Annotated in this window: 19 protein-coding genes; 5 read left to right on the top strand and 14 right to left on the bottom strand. The window is 56.3% G+C overall.

The genetic code is table 11. The features are described 5' to 3' along the window. Positions 1-168: 168 nt before the first annotated feature. The 3 genes from pspG to PGR09_RS23560 all read right to left on the bottom strand — a co-directional run bounded on the left by pspG (position 169) and on the right by PGR09_RS23560 (position 2,142). Positions 169-411, bottom strand: a complete 243-nt coding sequence (pspG, locus tag PGR09_RS23570; protein ID WP_045396775.1) for an envelope stress response protein PspG — start codon at positions 409-411, stop codon at positions 169-171. Between the two features lie 141 nt (positions 412-552). Beyond that, the gene (gene dusA, locus PGR09_RS23565; protein ID WP_289578574.1) at positions 553-1,551 is read right to left on the bottom strand and encodes a tRNA dihydrouridine(20/20a) synthase DusA; all 999 of its coding nucleotides are present in this window, start codon (positions 1,549-1,551) and stop codon (positions 553-555) included. Between the two features lie 102 nt (positions 1,552-1,653). Further along, positions 1,654-2,142 carry a cupin domain-containing protein gene (locus tag PGR09_RS23560; protein WP_015368759.1) on the bottom strand — a complete coding sequence of 163 codons (489 nt, stop codon included), beginning with the start codon at positions 2,140-2,142 and terminating at the stop codon, positions 1,654-1,656. A 114-nt stretch (positions 2,143-2,256) separates the two neighbouring features. Between PGR09_RS23560 and zur the strand changes: the two genes are divergently transcribed. Next, a complete protein-coding gene (zur, locus tag PGR09_RS23555; RefSeq protein ID WP_045379090.1) occupies positions 2,257-2,772 on the top strand; it encodes a zinc uptake transcriptional repressor Zur in 516 nt (171 codons plus the stop codon). 80 nt (positions 2,773-2,852) lie between these two features. On the opposite strand, the gene PGR09_RS23550 is transcribed toward zur, so the two are convergent. The 4 genes from PGR09_RS23550 to PGR09_RS23535 all read right to left on the bottom strand — a co-directional run bounded on the left by PGR09_RS23550 (position 2,853) and on the right by PGR09_RS23535 (position 5,733). Continuing rightward, entirely contained in the window at positions 2,853-3,062 is a 210-nt protein-coding gene (locus tag PGR09_RS23550; protein ID WP_015704042.1) for a CsbD family protein, read from the bottom strand. 175 nt (positions 3,063-3,237) lie between these two features. Further along, complete coding sequence (gene dinF / locus PGR09_RS23545; protein WP_047045853.1) at positions 3,238-4,563, bottom strand: MATE family efflux transporter DinF; 1,326 nt, start codon at positions 4,561-4,563, stop codon at positions 3,238-3,240. A gap of 70 nt (positions 4,564-4,633) precedes the next feature. Further along, positions 4,634-5,242: a transcriptional repressor LexA gene (gene lexA / locus PGR09_RS23540; protein WP_015704040.1), complete on the bottom strand. Its 609-nt coding sequence runs from the start codon at positions 5,240-5,242 to the stop codon at positions 4,634-4,636. A 122-nt stretch (positions 5,243-5,364) separates the two neighbouring features. Then, entirely contained in the window at positions 5,365-5,733 is a 369-nt protein-coding gene (locus PGR09_RS23535; protein WP_045396782.1) for a diacylglycerol kinase, read from the bottom strand. 130 nt (positions 5,734-5,863) lie between these two features. Here PGR09_RS23535 and plsB point away from each other — a divergent pair, with 130 nt between their 5' ends. Beyond that, positions 5,864-8,287, top strand: coding sequence for a glycerol-3-phosphate 1-O-acyltransferase PlsB (gene plsB, locus PGR09_RS23530; RefSeq protein ID WP_045396787.1), 2,424 nt, complete (start codon positions 5,864-5,866; stop codon positions 8,285-8,287). Positions 8,288-8,338: 51 nt separating this feature from the next. Here plsB and ubiA read toward each other — a convergent pair whose 3' ends face one another. The 6 genes from ubiA to PGR09_RS23500 form a co-directional block, all read right to left on the bottom strand. Continuing rightward, positions 8,339-9,208, bottom strand: coding sequence for a 4-hydroxybenzoate octaprenyltransferase (ubiA, locus tag PGR09_RS23525; protein ID WP_045396790.1), 870 nt, complete (start codon positions 9,206-9,208; stop codon positions 8,339-8,341). Positions 9,209-9,220: 12 nt separating this feature from the next. Then, a complete protein-coding gene (gene ubiC / locus PGR09_RS23520) occupies positions 9,221-9,718 on the bottom strand; it encodes a chorismate lyase (RefSeq protein ID WP_015704038.1) in 498 nt (165 codons plus the stop codon). A gap of 188 nt (positions 9,719-9,906) precedes the next feature. Continuing rightward, complete coding sequence (gene malM / locus PGR09_RS23515; RefSeq protein ID WP_045396796.1) at positions 9,907-10,854, bottom strand: maltose operon protein MalM; 948 nt, start codon at positions 10,852-10,854, stop codon at positions 9,907-9,909. 107 nt (positions 10,855-10,961) lie between these two features. Then, on the bottom strand, positions 10,962-12,260 hold the full coding sequence (locus PGR09_RS23510) for a maltoporin (protein WP_015704036.1): 1,299 nt from the start codon (positions 12,258-12,260) through the stop codon (positions 10,962-10,964). A 99-nt stretch (positions 12,261-12,359) separates the two neighbouring features. Then, a complete protein-coding gene (gene malK, locus PGR09_RS23505) occupies positions 12,360-13,469 on the bottom strand; it encodes a maltose/maltodextrin ABC transporter ATP-binding protein MalK (RefSeq protein WP_015368770.1) in 1,110 nt (369 codons plus the stop codon). A 166-nt stretch (positions 13,470-13,635) separates the two neighbouring features. Then, positions 13,636-13,812: a hypothetical protein gene (locus PGR09_RS23500; RefSeq protein ID WP_015368771.1), complete on the bottom strand. Its 177-nt coding sequence runs from the start codon at positions 13,810-13,812 to the stop codon at positions 13,636-13,638. Positions 13,813-13,839: 27 nt separating this feature from the next. Between PGR09_RS23500 and malE the strand changes: the two genes are divergently transcribed. The 3 genes from malE (at position 13,840) to malG (ending at position 17,609) form a co-directional block, all read left to right on the top strand. Beyond that, positions 13,840-15,030 carry a maltose/maltodextrin ABC transporter substrate-binding protein MalE gene (gene malE, locus PGR09_RS23495; protein WP_049060826.1) on the top strand — a complete coding sequence of 397 codons (1,191 nt, stop codon included), beginning with the start codon at positions 13,840-13,842 and terminating at the stop codon, positions 15,028-15,030. A gap of 129 nt (positions 15,031-15,159) precedes the next feature. Beyond that, entirely contained in the window at positions 15,160-16,704 is a 1,545-nt protein-coding gene (malF, locus tag PGR09_RS23490) for a maltose ABC transporter permease MalF (RefSeq protein WP_015368773.1), read from the top strand. 14 nt (positions 16,705-16,718) lie between these two features. Beyond that, positions 16,719-17,609, top strand: coding sequence for a maltose ABC transporter permease MalG (malG, locus tag PGR09_RS23485; RefSeq protein WP_015368774.1), 891 nt, complete (start codon positions 16,719-16,721; stop codon positions 17,607-17,609). Positions 17,610-17,802: 193 nt separating this feature from the next. On the opposite strand, the gene psiE is transcribed toward malG, so the two are convergent. Continuing rightward, positions 17,803-18,213, bottom strand: a complete 411-nt coding sequence (gene psiE, locus PGR09_RS23480; protein ID WP_015368775.1) for a phosphate-starvation-inducible protein PsiE — start codon at positions 18,211-18,213, stop codon at positions 17,803-17,805. Positions 18,214-18,316: the final 103 nt, after the last annotated feature.

Genomic DNA, 18,316 nt, shown 5'->3' with positions numbered 1-18,316 from the left:
AGGGCCTCCTGACGGAGGCCCTGACTTTTTTTGTTCGGCTGTATGTAGGGTACAGCACGATGAATTCGTTATCGCGCTAATAGTGACAGATTTAATACGCAATGCCTACGCTGTTTTATGCAAAATTACTCAGGTTGTGACACACCGCTCAATCCCCAAAATGATGGCTTAGTAGCGCCAACGATCTTCGCGGCGATAGCGGGTTGTGGTCGGCGATTTTATCGCCCGAATAACCCATACGACGGCCACCGCCAGCAGCAACCAGGGTAGCAGCTTAAACATTAATGCGAACAGGCCGCCGAAGAACATCAGCGCGGTGGCGACGACCAGCGCGGCAATAATGCCAAGCAGCGAGATGCCGGTGACCAGCAACATGACAAAAAAGCCAATAACAAATAAGAGTTCCAGCATGGTCTTCTCCCGAAATAAATAACCAGATAGCTGATTGGCTATTTCAAGAATCATGCCAGGTATAACTCATTGAATTAAAACAAAACGCCCCGCAGCAGTGCTGTAGGGCGTGGCGAAATAGACCAGTTTTTAGCGAAAAGTTTAACGCTTATCGGCAACCAGCTTCAGCGCGTGTTCCAGCACGTTGATATCGGCGCCCGCTTTGTGGGCGTTTTCACTCAGATAGCGACGCCACTGACGCGCGCCGGGGATCCCCTGGAACAATCCCAGCATATGGCGGGTGATATGGCCAAGATAGGTACCGTTGCTGAGCTCTCGCTCGATATAGGGGTACATTGCGCGCACCACCGCCACCGGATCGGCATCCGCGCCGTCGACGCCGAAAATCTCGCGATCCACAGAAGCCAGAATACCCGGGTTTTGATAGGCTTCACGCCCCACCATCACGCCGTCCATATGCTCAAGCTGCTGTTTAGCCTCTGCCAGAGATTTAATTCCGCCATTAATCGCCATCGTCAGATGCGGAAAATCACGTTTCAGTTGCCAGACGCGCGGATAATCCAGCGGCGGAATTTCGCGGTTCTCTTTCGGACTCAGGCCGGAAAGCCAGGCTTTACGAGCGTGAATGATGAACATTTCACACTCCCCTTTGCCGGAGACGGTCTCAATGAAATCACACAGGAATTCATAGCTATCCCGATCGTCAATGCCAATACGGGTTTTTACCGTTACCGGGATCGACACCACGTCGCGCATCGCTTTGATGCAGTCCGCCACCAGCGCGGCGTTACCCATCAGACAAGCGCCAAACATCCCGTTCTGCACGCGGTCAGAGGGGCAGCCGACGTTGAGGTTAATCTCGTCGTAGCCGCGCGCCTCGGCGAGCTTCGCGCAGTGCGCCAACGCCGCAGGATCGCTACCGCCCAACTGCAGCGCTACCGGATGTTCTTCTTCGCTATAGGCCAGGTAGTCGCCTTTACCGTGAATTATCGCGCCGGTGGTGACCATTTCGGTGTACAGCAGAGTATGGCGCGACAGCAGACGCAGGAAGTAGCGGCAATGTCTGTCGGTCCAATCGAGCATGGGCGCGATAGAAAAACGGTGGGCGGCAAAAGCGGTAGACGTGGATTCTGGCATCATGGCGAATAAATAAGCATCCGGGTAAAAAGGGGCGCTACTATAGCACAAACACCAACCACGGCGCATAACGTCGAACGCCACGCGCCATGGTCAAAATGCGGCCTATATTTTCCGCGGTTTGCCGTCGTGCGGGCCAAAGAACTGCGGAGGGTGATCCACCCAGCGATCCTGGCGAGTCGCGGCATAGCCTGGGTTCAACGGATAGTAGATGCGGTTGTGTTTTTTATTCGCCTCGCCAACGACCAGCAGCCGCACCTCCTGCTCGGTATTATTCAGGAAGGTATGACACACGCCAGTCCCCGCCGGAAAGCCGACGCTATCGCCCGGCTCTAGCTTCCATAGGTAGCCATTGATCCAGACTTCCGGAAAGCCTTCCAGCACGTAGATGAACTCTTCTTCATCGCTTTCCGCATGTGGATAAGAGGTTCTGCGTCCCGGCGGTAAGCGTTCATGATGGATGCCCAGCCGATTTAGCCGCAGGCCGCGGGCAAGAGGCGCGCCAATAGAAAACAGCTCGTGACTATCGGGGTAGGTGGAATCATCCGCACCTTCCAGTTCGCGCCAATGTCGAATGCAATCAGGTCGTTTCATCGTTTTCTCCCGAAAATGAGATACATCAGGTATAGCAAAGCTTGCAGGATCTCGGCGTTTTACCTGGTTCGTGATAAAGTAACAGTTTCAACATCACGCAACCAGAGGATGCTCATGGATAACACCACTTCGCAAGAAATGTTAGCGCAGGCTGAAAAGCTTTGCGTGCAACGTGGCGTACGCCTGACCCCGCAGCGTCTGGAAGTGTTGCGTCTGATGAGCCTGCAGCAAGGGGCGATTAGCGCCTACGATCTGCTGGATCTGCTGCGAGAAAAAGAGCCGCAGGCGAAGCCGCCCACGGTCTATCGCGCGCTGGAGTTTCTGCTGGAGCAAGGTTTTGTGCACAAAGTGGAATCGACCAACAGCTATGTACTGTGCCACCTTTTCGATCAGCCGACCCACAGTTCGGCGATGTTTATCTGCGATCGCTGCGGCGTGGTCAAAGAAGAGTGTGCAGAAGGCGTAGAAGATATTATGCATACGCTGGCGGCCAGAATGGGCTTCGCTCTACGGCATAATGTGATTGAAGCGCACGGCCTGTGCGCGGCCTGCGTGGAAGTCGAAGCGTGCAGCGCCCGCGAACACTGTCATCACGATCATACCATCCAGATTAAAAAGAAAGCCCGCTGAGTCGGGCGACATCAGCGGGAAGCTACGGCATATCGCTATGCCGTTAGACAGGCATAAACAGGGGGTCAAAACCGCGTTCGCTACCAGCGCGTATCGTTCTTACGCTCCCAGTCGGACACCTCTTTTTCGGCCTGATCTTTCGCGTAGCCGTAACGCTCCTGAATTTTACCGACCAGCTGATCGCGCTTCCCTTCAATGACCGTCATATCGTCATCGGTCAGTTTACCCCACTGTTCCTTGGCTTTACCTTTCAACTGTTTCCAGTTACCGCTGATTTCGTCTTTATTCATCATTACGTCCTCATGATTCGGTGGGTTAACAGCCCGTTTTGTTCCGGACATGGTAATAACTATAGATGACAATGCTGACACCGATTCGTTATTCGGAATTTTTAACCATCAGGCCAATTGAACACGCAGGGAGAATTTTCCCGGCTCGCGCTGCGCTCGGCCGGGCTATTTGCATTCAGGAGGGTGAATTAAACCAGGTGCCACGCTGCCAGTGGCGGCGCCAGATGAGCGCCAGCGAAAGCCCACGCAAAGCCAGGAACACGGCCAGCGCCAGCCACAGGCCGTGGTTGCCGAGCACGGGCACAGAGAGCAGCGTCACCGCAAATCCCGCGGCGGCCACCGCCATGCTATTACGCATCTCCGCGCCGCGCGTCGCGCCGATAAACATGCCATCCAGCAGATAACACCAGACGCCAATCACCGGCAGGATCATCTGCCAGAACAGATAGCGGTCGGCCAGCTGCTGCAATGATGGGATAGAGGTCAATAGCGCGATGATATGCTCACCGGCCACGCTGTAGATTAACGCGAACGCCAGCGCGACCATTCCCGACTGCCGACAGGCCGCGCGCCAGACTTCCAGCAGTTGGCTACCGTCACGCGCGCCGTAAGCCTGTCCGGAATGGGCTTCGACGGCATAGGCAAAACCGTCCAGCGCGTAAGCGGTAAAGGTCAGCATGGTCATCAGTACCGCATTGACCGCCACCACGTCGCTGCCAAGACGGGCGCCGAAGACGGTGATGGCGCCAAAACAGAGCTGCAGTAGCAGCGAACGCAGCATGATGTCGCGATTAAGCGCCAGCAGGCGCCGCATATTGCCGCGCCAGGCTTCCTTCAACATGGCAAGCGTCACGCCGCGCAGCGCCAGCACCCGTTTCGCCATTAGCAGGCCGATGATAAAGGTAGCGTATTCCGACAGCGCCGTCGCCAGTGCCGCCCCCTGCACGTTCATATGCAGCCCCATCACCAGCCACAGATCGAGCACGATATTCAGCAAGTTGCCGACCACCAGCAGGATCACCGGGGCGCGGGCGTACTGCACGCCAAGCAGCCACCCCAACAGCACCAGGTTGGCCAACGACGCCGGGGCGCTAAGCCAGCGGATTTCGAGGAACCGTCTGGCCTGCTCCAGTACCGCCTCGCTGCCGCCGACGATATGCAGCGCGAGGTCAATGAGCGGCATGCGGAACAGAACAATGAGCAGCCCGGCGGCCAGCGCCAGGATCAGCGGTTGCACCAGAGCGCGCGCCAGCCGCTGCGGATCTTTGGCGCCGTAGGCCTGAGCGGTTAAGCCAGTGGTGCTCATTCGCAGGAACAACAGCAGCATAAACAGGAAACTAGTGGCCGTCGCGCCGACGGCGACGCCGCCAAGGTATACGGGGCTATCAAGATGGCCGACAACGGCGGTATCGACCAGCCCCAACAGCGGAACGGTAATGTTCGAGAAAATCATCGGTAGCGCGAGGCGCCACAGTGCTTTATCGGCGGCGTTGAGCAGCATGCAGAGGGACCAGACAGAGGAGGAACATCGCAGCGTCATGCATCATGATGACGCTGCGTTAGGACGGGAGTTACAGCCACTCACCGTTACGGATCACGCCGACGGCCAGACCTTCAATGGTGAAGCTCTGCTGGCGCAGATCGACGACGATCGGGGAAAACTCGCTGTTTTCCGGCAGCAGTTCAACGACGTTGCCCTGCTTTTTCAGACGTTTTACGGTGACTTCTTCATCGATACGCGCGACGACGACCTGGCCGTTACGCACGTCCTGAGTTTTATGCACCGCCAGCAGATCGCCGTCGAGGATACCGATGTCTTTCATCGACATCCCGCTAACGCGCAGCAGGAAGTCGGCATTTGGTTTAAACATCGCCGGGTCAACCTGGTAGTGACCTTCAATATGCTGCTGCGCCAGCAGCGGTTCGCCTGCGGCGACGCGGCCGATCAGCGGCAGTCCGTGTTCTTCTTCCGTCAGCAGACGAATGCCGCGTGAAGCGCCGGAGACGATTTCAATCGCGCCTTTACGCGCCAGCGCTTTGAGGTGTTCTTCCGCCGCGTTTGGGGAACGGAACCCCAAGCGCTGAGCAATTTCCGCACGCGTCGGCGGCATGCCCGTTTGGCTGATGTGATCCCGGATGAGATCAAACACCTCTTGCTGCCTGGTCGTTAACGCTTTCATTCCGCCCCCTGGGTGTATATACAGTTATGCTGTGAGTATATACAGCTAATGGTGATTTTGGAACCACATATCATATAAAAATCAGGAGATTCTTTGCGTTTTGCGAGCGTTGCCGACAAGACTTAGCGGTAATGCGACCACAACAGCATAGTCCAGGTGATCAACGCGATGATTATCGCCAGCAGTACCGCCGCCGAGCCCATATCCTTGGCGCGCCCGGAAAGTTCATGATGCTCAGGCCCGATACGGTCAACCACCGCTTCAATCGCGCTGTTAAGAATTTCGACTATCATCACTAACAGGACCGAGCCAATGAGCAGGACTCGCGTAATGATATCGACATCCAGCCAGCAGGCTATCGCCACGGCCACAATGGCGGCGACGCCTTCCTGGCGGAAAGCGGCTTCGTTCACCCACGCCGCGCGGAAACCTTTCCAGGAATAACCTGCTGCTTTAATGATTCTGGTTAACCCAGTGGTATTATTGGCCATCAAAAAGAACCTTTTAATGTAAATGACGTCGCTGAGTGTACGTGTTTGCCGTGTGACAACGGAAATTTTGTACGCTTTCTGTTATTCTTGCCGCGCATTTGCATGATTAACCAGAGGCTTCACATCGTTTATGTCCGGCTGGCAACGAATTTACTATAAATTACTGAATTTACCATTACGGGTGCTGGTAAAAAGCAAGTCTATTCCGGCAGAACCTGCTCAGGAATTAGGGCTCGATACCTCGCGTCCGATAATGTACGTCTTGCCTTATAACTCCAAGGCGGACCTGCTGACCCTGCGCGCCCAATGCCTGGCGCATGACTTACCCGACCCTTTTGAACCGCTGGAAATCGACGGCACCCTGCTGCCGCGCTACGTTTTCATCCACGGCGGCCCGCGCGTGTTTACCTACTACACGCCGAAAGAGGAGTCCATTAAGCTGTTCCACGACTACCTGGATCTGCACCGTAATCATCCCGACCTTGACGTGCAAATGGTGCCGGTCTCGGTGATGTTCGGCCGCGCCCCAGGTCGCGAAAAAGGCGAAGAGAATCCGCCGCTACGCATGCTTAACGGTATTCAGAAATTCTTCGCCGTCTCCTGGCTTGGCCGCGATAGCTTCGTGCGTTTCTCGCCTTCTGTCTCTCTGCGCCGCATGGCGGATGAGCACGGTACCGATAAAATCATCGCCCAGAAGCTGGCCCGCGTGGCGCGTATGCACTTCGCCCGTCAACGTCTGGCCGCCGTCGGCCCGCGTCTCCCTGCCCGCCAGGATCTGTTCAATAAGCTGCTGGCATCGAAAGCTATCGCCCGCGCGGTAGAAGATGAAGCACGCAGCAAGAAGATTTCTCACGAGAAGGCCCAGCAGAACGCCATCGCGCTGATGGAAGAGATTGCCGCTAACTTCTCTTATGAAATGATCCGCCTGACTGACCGTATTCTCGGCTTCACCTGGAACCGTCTGTATCAGGGGATTAACGTGCATAACGCCGAGCGCGTACGCCAGCTGGCGCATGACGGCCATGAGATTGTCTATGTGCCCTGTCACCGTAGCCACATGGACTACCTGCTGCTCTCTTATGTGCTTTATCATCAGGGGCTGGTGCCGCCGCATATCGCCGCCGGCATAAACCTCAACTTCTGGCCGGCCGGGCCGATTTTCCGCCGTCTGGGCGCTTTCTTTATTCGCCGTACCTTTAAGGGCAACAAGCTCTACTCCACGGTATTCCGCGAATATCTTGGCGAGCTGTTCAGCCGTGGCTATTCGGTGGAATACTTCGTCGAAGGCGGACGTTCCCGTACCGGCCGTCTGCTGGATCCGAAAACCGGCACCCTGTCGATGACTATTCAGGCGATGCTGCGCGGCGGTAGCCGCCCCATCACCCTGGTGCCGATTTATATCGGCTACGAGCACGTGATGGAAGTCGGTACCTACGCCAAAGAGCTGCGCGGCGCGACAAAAGAAAAAGAGAGCCTGCCGCAGATGGTGCGCGGCCTCAGCAAACTGCGTAATCTCGGCCAGGGCTACGTTAACTTCGGCGAACCGCTGCCGCTGATGACCTACCTCAATCAGCACGTGCCGGAATGGCGCGAAGCCATCGATCCTATCGAAGCTGTTCGCCCTTCCTGGCTGACGCCGACGGTGAATAATATCGCCGCCGATCTGATGGTGCGCATCAACAATGCCGGGGCGGCCAACGCCATGAACCTGTGCTGTACGGCGCTTCTGGCGTCGCGTCAGCGTTCTTTGACCCGTGAGCAGCTGACCCAGCAGTTAGATTGCTACCTCGACCTGCTGCGTAACGTGCCGTACTCCACCGATTCGACCGCGCCGACGGCTTCCGCCGGCGAGCTTATCGACCACGCGCTGCAGATGAACAAGTTCGAAGTCGAGAAAGACACCATCGGCGATATCATCATCCTGCCGCGCGAGCAGGCGGTGCTGATGACCTACTATCGCAACAACATCGCCCATATGCTGGTGATGCCGTCGCTGCTGGCCGCTATCGTGACCCAACATCGCCGCATCACCCGTAGCGAAGTGCTGCGTCATGTCGAGATGTTCTATCCGTTCCTGAAAGCCGAGCTGTTCCTGCGCTGGGAAAAAGAGGAGCTGGCGGGCGTTATCGATGCGCTGATGGCAGAGATGCAGCGTCAGGGCCTGGTGGTGCTGAATGGCGATGAGATGAGCGTCAACCCGGCGCACTCTCGTTCCCTGCAGCTGTTGGCCGCCGGCGCGCGCGAGACGTTACAGCGCTACGCGATCACCTTCTGGCTGTTGAGCGCCAACCCGTCCATCAACCGCAGTACGCTTGAGAAAGAAAGCCGCACCATGGCGCAGCGTCTGTCGGTACTGCACGGTATCAACGCGCCGGAGTTCTTCGATAAGGCGGTGTTCAGTACTCTGGTGCTGACCCTGCGTGACGAAGGCTACATCAGCGATACCGGCGATGCCGAGCCGGCAGAGACCCTGAAGGTCTACCAGATGCTGGCGGATTTGATTACGTCGGATGTACGTTTGACGATTGAAAGCGCCGCTCAGGACGACGCATAACGTTGCGGCTTCTGTTCCCCGGCTCGCGACGCGAGTCGGGGAAAGAAGGATTTACTGCAGATAACTCATCGCCAGACCGAGAAACAGCACCAGCCCAACGTAGTTATTATTCATAAACGCTTTGAAGCAGTTATCGCGTTCGCGCTTGAAGATAAGCTTCTGCTGCCAGACAAACAATCCCGCCGCGATAAACAGCGACCAGTAGAATTCCCAGTTCAGCCCATTTAGCCAGCCCACCGCGCCCATTAATACCAGCACGGCAACCTGCAGAATACCGATAATCAAACGATCGTTTTCACCGAACAGGATCGCCGTCGACTTAATGCCAATTTTGACATCATCGTCGCGATCGACCATCGCATACTGGGTATCGTAGGCTACCGCCCACAAAATATTGGCGAGGAACATCAGCCAGCAGCTGAGCGGCAGCGCTTCACTTACCGCCGAGAAAGCCATCGGGATCGACCAGCCAAAGGCCGCGCCCAGCACTACCTGCGGCAGATGGGTATAGCGCTTCATAAAGGGGTAGACCCAGGCTAGCGCCAGCGCCGCAACCGACAGCAGGATGGTCATGGTATTGAGCGTCAACACCAGCAAGAAGGAGAGCCCCACCAGTACCGCGAACAATATGCGCGCTTCTTTTTCGGTGACCTCGCCGCTTGGTAGCGGGCGACGAGCCGTACGCTTAACGTGACCATCAAATTTACGGTCGGCATAGTCATTCACCACGCAGCCGGCGGCGCGCATCAACCAGACGCCAGCGACAAATACCGCCAGTATCCACAGCGGTGGCACCCCGGGTGATGCCACCCATAGCGCCCACAGCGTCGGCCACAGCAGCAATAGCGCGCCGATTGGTTTGTCAGTACGCATCAGGCGGTGAAACGCCAACAGCTTATTCTGCGTCAGACTCCACTCCATTTTCTCTTCCTCTTAATACAATGGCGATGCAGGCAGAAAAAGCTCTGTCAGCAGCAGCGGTTTGCCGCTCAGCCGGAGACGGGAACGTCGCCCCCACAGCTGTGCACTACGGCCAATCTCAATAAAATCACGGGTTAACGTCGACGACGTAAACAGATACCGGCCCAGCGGCGTCTGCCCCAGCTGCTGCAGGGCTAATTCCGGGCCGCATAGCGTCGATTCCGGCACGAGGGTACGACCGGCAAGCCAGGGTTCGCCATCGGCGCAAAGAATGATTTCCCGCAGCCAATAACGCGCTTCTTCCGGCAATAGGGCTTCTTCGCCCGCCAGCGCGTCGCGTCCGACGAAACCTTCGTTAATCATGGTCACGGTGACCTTTTTCCCTTGTTGCTCAAAGCGCTTGGTCATTGAGTCTTCCAGCAACAGCCAGTCGCGCAGCGGCGCGTCCAGCTCGGGTATGGCGGCAAAATAGCGCAGCGCACGCAGTTGCGTAAGCGCAGGATGTGGCATGCCTGATTCTCCGGTACAAAACGTGCAGGCATTGTATCGCAGAATAGCGTTTTGAGGGCGGGCAAACGTCAATATACGATCATCCGCGCAACAGGCATGCAACAGTTGCCGCTGCGCGAGAAAAAAAAGTGCGTCCAGGCGGACGCACCTAAAGGCTGTGCCTAAACATCAGCATTGTGGGGAGACGGTCACCCCTTGCCTTTTACACTGCTGATAAAGGTGGAACGAGCAGATTTCGAGCCGAGACGTTCAGCTTCGTTCATCAATTTAAGGGCTTTATCGATATCGCCTTGTTTAACCGCTTTCTTGATACCGTTGTTGAAGTAGGTTTCGGTATCGTCAAGCATCGGTTCGCTTTTCGCCGCTGGGGCGGCAGCGACCGGCGCGACAACAGGCGCAGCGGCCGGGGCGTTATAGACCGGCGCCGCGGTATTGCCGACGGTCACCGGGCCCGGGCCGGAAGACCCAAACAGCGGGCCCACCAGCACGCTGGAACTCGAAGACGTTTTCACCTTCAGGCTCAAGGTGCCGTCAGTGGTATGTTTAGCGATCGGATCCGGAATGTCCGGCACCGCGTTACCGGTGCCTTTCGCGTAGGCTTTCGCCGGGTCGATTAATTTGGTGGTCTGCTGCAGATCCTGCGGAGTGGTAAACACCAGCACATAAATTTTCTGCTGTCCCAGCGCCGGCGTCAGGCGCATTACCCCTTCCAGGCGGTCGGCGCTCATCACACCCGGCTCCAGATAAGTGAAATAGCTGCTCGGGAAGAAGGCGGACGGCGTCATGCTCTGATCGAGGATCAGCACGTTTGGCGCATAGACGCTGGTCTGTTTGTCGACTTCGCTGGTCAGCGTCAGGGTTAACTCGCCGATATTGGCCGGTACGCTATAGGCCACCACCGGCCCGGCGATACCGGGAACATTCAACGTTTGACCGGCGATCGCCACTTTAGAGGTTTGGGTTTTCGATTGATCGACCGGCGTCCAGGTCAACTGCTGCAGCGAGGAGGCCGGGATGGACGGCGCGGCAGAGGTATTCTGCGGCACGAAATTGACATCAGCAAAACTGACTGCGGGTACGCTGGCCAGCAGGCCGGCGGACAGGCAGAGGGCAACGAGACTTTTCTTCATATTCATTGTTATCACCTCAATTCCTATGGCCGAGCGTTAGCCAGGCAATAGCGCGCTGGGCCGAAAATAGAGGGGCTGATGCCCCTCTTTTACTCATCATGATGCGGATAGCATTACCACCAGATTTCCATCTGGGCGCCGAAGGTCCACTCATCGTCGTCGCCGCGGCTGGAAGTGTTGATACCGGTACCAGAGGTATCGCGCATGGCGACGCCGCTATCGGTGTAACCCCACTTCTCATCCCACTTCGCGTAGGTGGCGAACAGACGAATTGCCGGACGGGACCAGATGCTGTCGCCCGCCTGCCACTGTTGCGCCAGGGTGATTTTGTACTGGTTGTTGCTGTCGCCGGTTTTCTGCGATTTGACGTTGTCGTAGCCGACTTCCAGCAGGGTGCTCATGATCGGCGTCCATTTGTACATAGGACGTACGCCGACGGTCCACCATTTGGTACCGTTGTTGTTGTCCAGGTTGACGTCCTGGTACATGGCGACGTACATCATGTCCCAATCGTCCGCCAGAGAGACCGCGCCGTGGTCAAGCACACGCCACATGGAACCATCGTTATTAATGCTGCCGCCCTGCGGTACGCCTTTACCGTTGGAGGTCATGGCATCGGTCGCGTACTGCAGAACAAATTTGTTGTAGCCTTTCAGGATGCTCTGGGTATGTTCAGCGGTGAACATCCAGCCATCTTTCGATGCATCCGGCTGCAGGTAGTAGTCATCCGGCACGTTGGTGTGACCATAGTCCACGCCCAACTCCAGCGTACCGCCCGGGTTGGTTTCCATCTGCGCTAAACGCACGTCGAAGACGTCGTTCGGTACCAGATGATCGTAAACGCGTTCGCCAGTCAGCGGATCGCGGTCAGCATAGGTTGCCGAACCGCCGGATTCAGAAGAACGAGTGGCGGCCAGAGACAGTTTACCGAAGCCCAGATCGATGTTTTCGATACCGGCGCCAGGACCGGAAATATCCCAGTAGTAGAAGTCGATCATGTGAACGTCATGACGCTGATAGAAGCGCTTACCGGCCCACAGGGTTGAACCCGGCAGCCAGTCGATCAGGTTTTTACCCTGCACGTTAACTTCACGGAAGGCCGGGCTGGTAGATTCCCAGTCGTTCTGCTGCGATACCGAGTAGGCAACGTTAGTATCGAAGTAGAAGCTCTTATCGCCCTCTTTCCACACTTCCTGGCCCAGTTTCAGTTCAGCGTAAGTTTCACATTCGTTACCGAGACGGTATTTACTTTGAGCGCCGGTGGCCTGGAAGCACTGCTGTTCGCCGCCGCTGCCGGTCCAGCCAATACCGGAACGAGCGTAACCGTGGAAATCGACAGCCAGCGCCTGGGCAGACATCACGCCCGCCGCAACGGCTACCGCCAGTGGAAGTTTGCGCAGAGTAATCATCATTCTATCTCCTGAGATCATTGCTTTTCTTTGAACACTTCCCCGTCGGCCGCCGCATGGTTGGCTGCGCGCTGGGTTCGCGTCTTCTTTTAATGGGGAACCTTATACGCCCGGCTCTTTATGCAACCGACGACAAGCGGTGCCATCCTCACGGAATAAATGGCAGCGCTCCGGCGGCAAACCGATGGCGAATGTGGCTCCCTCTTCTACCAACACCACGTCATTCTGGCGGTACACCAGGTTCTGACGGATGGCGGGGATCTGGATATGAATTTGCGTTTCGTGACCAAGCTGTTCGACCACCTGCACTTCGCCCTCAAGGGTGACATCGGCGATGTCGCTCGGCAGCAGGTGTTCCGGGCGGATGCCCAAAGACATATTGGCGCCGACCTGAACGTGAGCGCTGTCTACCGGCAGCCAGACCTGCTGGCGGTTCGGTAGTTCGACTTGTACCTGTTCGATGGCGGTCGCGGTGACTTTGACCGGCAGGAAGTTCATCTTCGGCGAACCGATAAAGCCCGCGACAAAGCGGTCTGCCGGGTAGTGATAGAGTTCCAGCGGTTTTCCGACCTGCGCGACGCGGCCGGCGTCCAGCACCACGATTTTGTCGGCCAGGGTCATGGCTTCCACCTGATCGTGGGTGACGTAAATCATCGTGCGACCAAGGCGCTTATGCAGACGGGAGATTTCGATACGCATCTGCACGCGCAGCGCGGCATCGAGGTTGGACAGGGGTTCATCAAGCAGGAAAACCCGCGGCTCGGCGACCAGGGTACGGCCGATGGCCACGCGCTGACGCTGGCCGCCGGAGAGCGCTTTCGGCTTACGCTCCAGCAGGTGCGCCAGCTGTAAGACCTCAGCGACTTGAGTTACGCGCTGGTTAATCACCTCTTTTTTCGCCCCGGCCAGCTTCAGGCCAAAAGACATATTTTCGGCAACGGAAAGGTGGGGATAGAGCGCATATGACTGGAATACCATGCCGATGCCGCGCTCGGCGGGCGGCACGTCGTTCATTCGGGTATCGCCAATAAACAGATCGCCGCTGGTGACCGTTTCCAGTCCGGCGATCATACGCAGCAGGGTGGATTTGCCGCAGCCCGACGGTCCTACAAACACGACGAACTCCCCATCCTGGATCTCGAGATTGATATCTTTAGATACCACCACGTCGCCCCAGGCTTTCGTTACATTTCGTAGCTGTACGCTCGCCATGCCCTTCTCCCTTCGTTACAACCTGTCACTTAAAGACACATTCAAGATGGGCTGACTATGCGGCATTCATTACGTTGGCAAATCCTCCACCCCCCGGGTTTTTGATGGGGGAGGAGACGGGAGGATGAGAAACCGCCTCTCGCCGCCGGAAGTTCCCGGCACAACGTCATTTCGTGATCGAAGCGACAAAAACGGTGGCTTTTTTATGTGCTCCAGGGCCCATTACCGGCATTTCTGCAATGCGGATCACATAAACGGCGGGCGGGGCGTAGACATAGGGAGGATGGAAAGAGGTTGTTAAAAAAGGAAACTCATCAGCGTTAAACCACTCAAGTGTATCCACGAGCACATCACCAAATAGGACGGGTATATGAAAATCAAAACTGGCGCTCGCATCCTCGCGCTGTCTGCATTGACGACGATGATGTTTTCCGCCTCTGCCCTCGCAAAAATTGAAGAAGGTAAGCTGGTTATCTGGATTAACGGCGATAAAGGCTATAACGGCCTCGCTGAAGTGGGTAAAAAGTTCGAAAAAGATACCGGCATTAAAGTTTCCGTAGAACATCCGGATAAGCTGGAAGAGAAGTTCCCGCAGGTTGCTGCCACCGGCGACGGCCCGGATATCATTTTCTGGGCGCATGACCGTTTTGGCGGCTACGCGCAGTCCGGCCTGCTGGCGGAAATCAGCCCGGATAAAGCTTTCCAGGACAAACTCTATCCCTTCACCTGGGACGCCGTACGCTACAACGGCAAACTGATCGCTTACCCGGTGGCGGTGGAAGCCCTGTCGCTGATTTATAACAAAGACCTGGTCCCGAACCCGCCGAAAACCTGGGAAGAGATTCCGGCGCTGGATAAAGAGCTGAAGGCGAAGGGTAAGAGCGCGCTGATGTTCAACCTGCAAGAACCGTACTTCACCTGGCCGCTGATTGCCGCCGATGGCGGATACGCGTTTAAGTTTGAAAACGGCAAATACGACGTGAAAAACGTCGGCGTCGATAGCGCCGGAGCAAAAGCGGGCCTGACCTTCCTGGTCGACCTTATCAAAAATAAACACATGAACGCCGATACCGACTACTCCATCGCGGAAGCGGCGTTCAACAAAGGCGAAACCGCGATGACCATCAACGGTCCGTGGGCGTGGTCGAACATAGACAAAGGTAAGGTTAACTACGGCGTCACTCTGCTGCCAACCTTCAAAGGCAAACCGTCTAAACCGTTCGTTGGCGTCCTGAGCGCCGGGATTAACGCCGCCAGCCCGAATAAAGAACTGGCGAAAGAGTTCCTCGAAAACTACCTGATGACCGATCAGGGTCTGGAGTCGGTCAACAATGATAAACCGCTGGGCGCCGTGGCGCTGAAATCCTTCCAGGAGAAGCTGGAGAAAGACCCGCGTATCGCCGCCACCATGGCTAACGCCCAGAAAGGCGAAATTATGCCGAACATCCCGCAGATGTCCGCATTCTGGTATGCCGTCCGTACCGCGGTTATTAACGCCGCAAGCGGCCGTCAAACCGTCGATGCCGCGCTGAAGGATGCACAGGGCCGTATCACCAAGTAATACCGTCGCACACGTGCCGGATGGCGGCATAAATGCCTTATCCGGCCTACACGCCTTGTAGGCCGGATAAGTGCAGCGCCATCAGGCACTTTTGTCGACAGATATTTAACGTTGTAGAGGATGATCCCCATGGATGCCGTTAAAAAGAAACACTGGTGGCAAAGCCCGCAACTCACATGGTCTGTGATTGGTTTGCTGTGCCTGCTGGTGGGTTACCTTGTTGTTTTAATGTACGCCCAGGGGGAGTACCTGTTCGCCATCATGACGCTGATTTTAAGCTCGGTTGGCCTGTATATCTTTTCCAATCGCAAGGCCTATGCCTGGCGCTATGTTTATCCGGGTCTCGCCGGGATGGGGCTGTTTGTTCTGTTCCCGCTGATCTGTACCATTGCCATCGCCTTCACCAACTACAGCAGCACCAACCAGCTCACCTTCGAACGCGCCCAACAGGTACTGATGGATCGTTCTTTCCAGGCCGGCAAAGCCTATAACTTCTCACTCTACCCGGCAGGCGATGAGTGGCAGCTGGCGCTGACGGACGGTGAAAGCGGTAAAAATTATCTCTCTGAGGCCTTTAAATTTGGCGGCGAGCAGAAGCTGGCGTTAAAAGAAGCCGATGCCCTGCCGCAAGGCGAACGCGCGAATTTACGCGTAATCACCCAGAACCGCGCCGCGCTGAACCAACTGACCGCCGTGCTGCCGGATGAAAGCAAAGTGATTATGAGTTCACTGCGCCAGTTTTCCGGCACCCAGCCGCTGTACGCGCTGGCTAACGACGGCACGCTCACCAACAACCAAAGCGGCGTGAAATATCGCCCCAACGCCGACATCGGCTTTTATCAATCCATCAATGCCGACGGCAGCTGGGGCAATGAGAAGCTGAGCCCGGGTTATACCGTCACCATCGGCTGGGATAACTTCACCCGCGTTTTCCAGGATGAAGGGATCCAGAAGCCGTTCTTCGCCATTTTCGTCTGGACCGTGGTGTTCTCGGTGCTGACGGTGATTTTGACCGTCGCCGTGGGAATGGTGCTGGCCTGTCTGGTGCAGTGGGAAGCGTTGAAGGGCAAAGCGATTTACCGCGTGCTGTTGATTCTGCCGTATGCGGTGCCGTCATTTATCTCAATCCTGATTTTCAAAGGGCTGTTTAACCAGAGCTTTGGTGAAATCAACATGATGCTGAGCGCGCTGTTCGGCATTAAACCGGCCTGGTTTAGCGACCCAACCACCGCGCGCACGATGATCATCATCGTCAACACCTGGCTGGGCTACCCGTACATGATGATCCTGTGCATGGGGCTGCTGAAGGCGATTCCGGACGATCTGTACGAGGCGTCGGCGATGGATGGCGCGGGTCCGTTCCAGAACTTCTTTAAAATTACGCTACCGCTGCTGATCAAGCCGCTCACGCCGCTGATGATTGCCAGCTTCGCCTTTAACTTTAACAACTTCGTACTGATTCAACTGTTGACCAACGGTGGCCCGGACCGTCTCGGCACCACCACCCCGGCCGGTTATACCGACCTGCTGGTGAGCTACACCTATCGCATCGCCTTTGAAGGCGGCGGCGGTCAGGACTTCGGCCTGGCGGCGGCTATCGCCACGCTTATCTTCCTGCTGGTTGGGGCGTTAGCGATTGTGAATCTGAAAGCCACGCGCATGAAGTTTGATTAAGGGAGATAACGATAATGGCTATGGTCCAACCTAAATCTCAAAAACTGCGTCTCTTCACTACGCATCTTCTGTTACTGATTTTTATCGCCGCGATTATGTTCCCGCTGCTGATGGTTATCGCAATCTCGCTGCGCGAAGGCAATTTCGCGACCGGCAGCCTGATCCCGGATACCATCTCCTGGGAGCACTGGCGTCTGGCATTAGGCTTCAGCGTCGAACACGCCGATGGCCGGGTAACGCCGCCGCCGTTCCCAGTGCTGCTGTGGCTGTGGAACTCAATTAAGGTCGCCGGGATTACCGCGATCGGCATCGTCGCCCTCTCCACCACCTGCGCTTATGCTTTCGCCCGTATGCGCTTCCCGGGCAAAGCGACGCTGCTCAAAGGGATGCTGATTTTCCAGATGTTCCCGGCGGTACTGTCGTTGGTGGCGCTGTATGCGTTGTTCGACCGCCTCGGTCAGTATCTGCCTTTCGTCGGCCTCAACACTCACGGCGGGGTGATCTTCGCCTATATGGGCGGTATCGCGCTGCACGTCTGGACGATTAAGGGCTACTTCGAAACTATCGATGGTTCACTGGAAGAAGCGGCCGCACTGGATGGCGCCACTCCGTGGCAGGCCTTCCGCCTGGTGCTGCTGCCGCTGTCGGTGCCGATTCTGGCGGTCGTGTTTATTCTGTCGTTCATCGCCGCGATTACCGAAGTGCCGGTGGCCTCGTTGCTGCTGCGCGATGTGAACAGCTATACCCTGGCGGTCGGGATGCAGCAGTATCTCAATCCGCAGAACTACCTGTGGGGCGACTTCGCCGCGGCGGCGGTACTGTCGGCGATTCCGATTACCGTCGTCTTCCTGCTGGCTCAGCGTTGGTTGGTTAACGGCCTGACGGCCGGCGGGGTGAAAGGTTAAGTTTCATCATGTTAGACCCTTGTTTTACCGCCCCAAATTTCAGCGAGGGTGGGATGTGGTACCCGACCCCAACCGGGTACGGCAGCCCACCTCTCCCTGAAAAAGTAGGGCAAATGCCACTGCAATCCTCTACTGGACCCTACATAAATTTCATTTGTGATTGTCGGTCAAGCGGCCCTGGAGGCCGCTTTTTTTATTCCCGTTTCAGGCGGTTGGAATTACACAACCACAGGGTAATCACCAGGATAAGGATCGCCGCAGAGTAAATCAGCACCGCCATCGGCGACTCATGGTCGACGATAATAAGCCGCACAATCGCCGTAATACCGATATAGACGAAATAACGCAGCGGGAAGTGAAAACCGGACTCAAAGTATTTCACAATCAACGCGATAAACTCGAAGTAGAGAAAATAGACCACCAGCCCTTCGACCAGCTTGTATTTACTCACCGGCTCCGGCGTAAACAGCACGTGCGCCAGATGCAGGGTCTCCTTTCCCAGGAACACCACCAGAATAATTCCCAGGCACAATAGCGCCAGGTTCAATACGGCCTGCATGGCCTTCGCAACAAAATTAACCAGCGGACGATATACCGACGGCATAGTGACACCTCAAATGCATGAACGTTATTGATCTGTATAGCGCAAAAGTGTGATCCAGATCTACTTCGCTTTGCGAGCAGCATCGGTCCTTCAACGCGGTAAA

Origin of the sequence: Klebsiella sp. 141251, from assembly GCF_050600725.1 — a bacterium.
Taxonomy (GTDB): Bacteria; Pseudomonadota; Gammaproteobacteria; order Enterobacterales; family Enterobacteriaceae; genus Klebsiella; species Klebsiella aerogenes.
The sequence above is the reverse complement of the archived record's forward strand: the minus strand, read 5'-3'. Positions and strand labels throughout refer to the sequence as shown.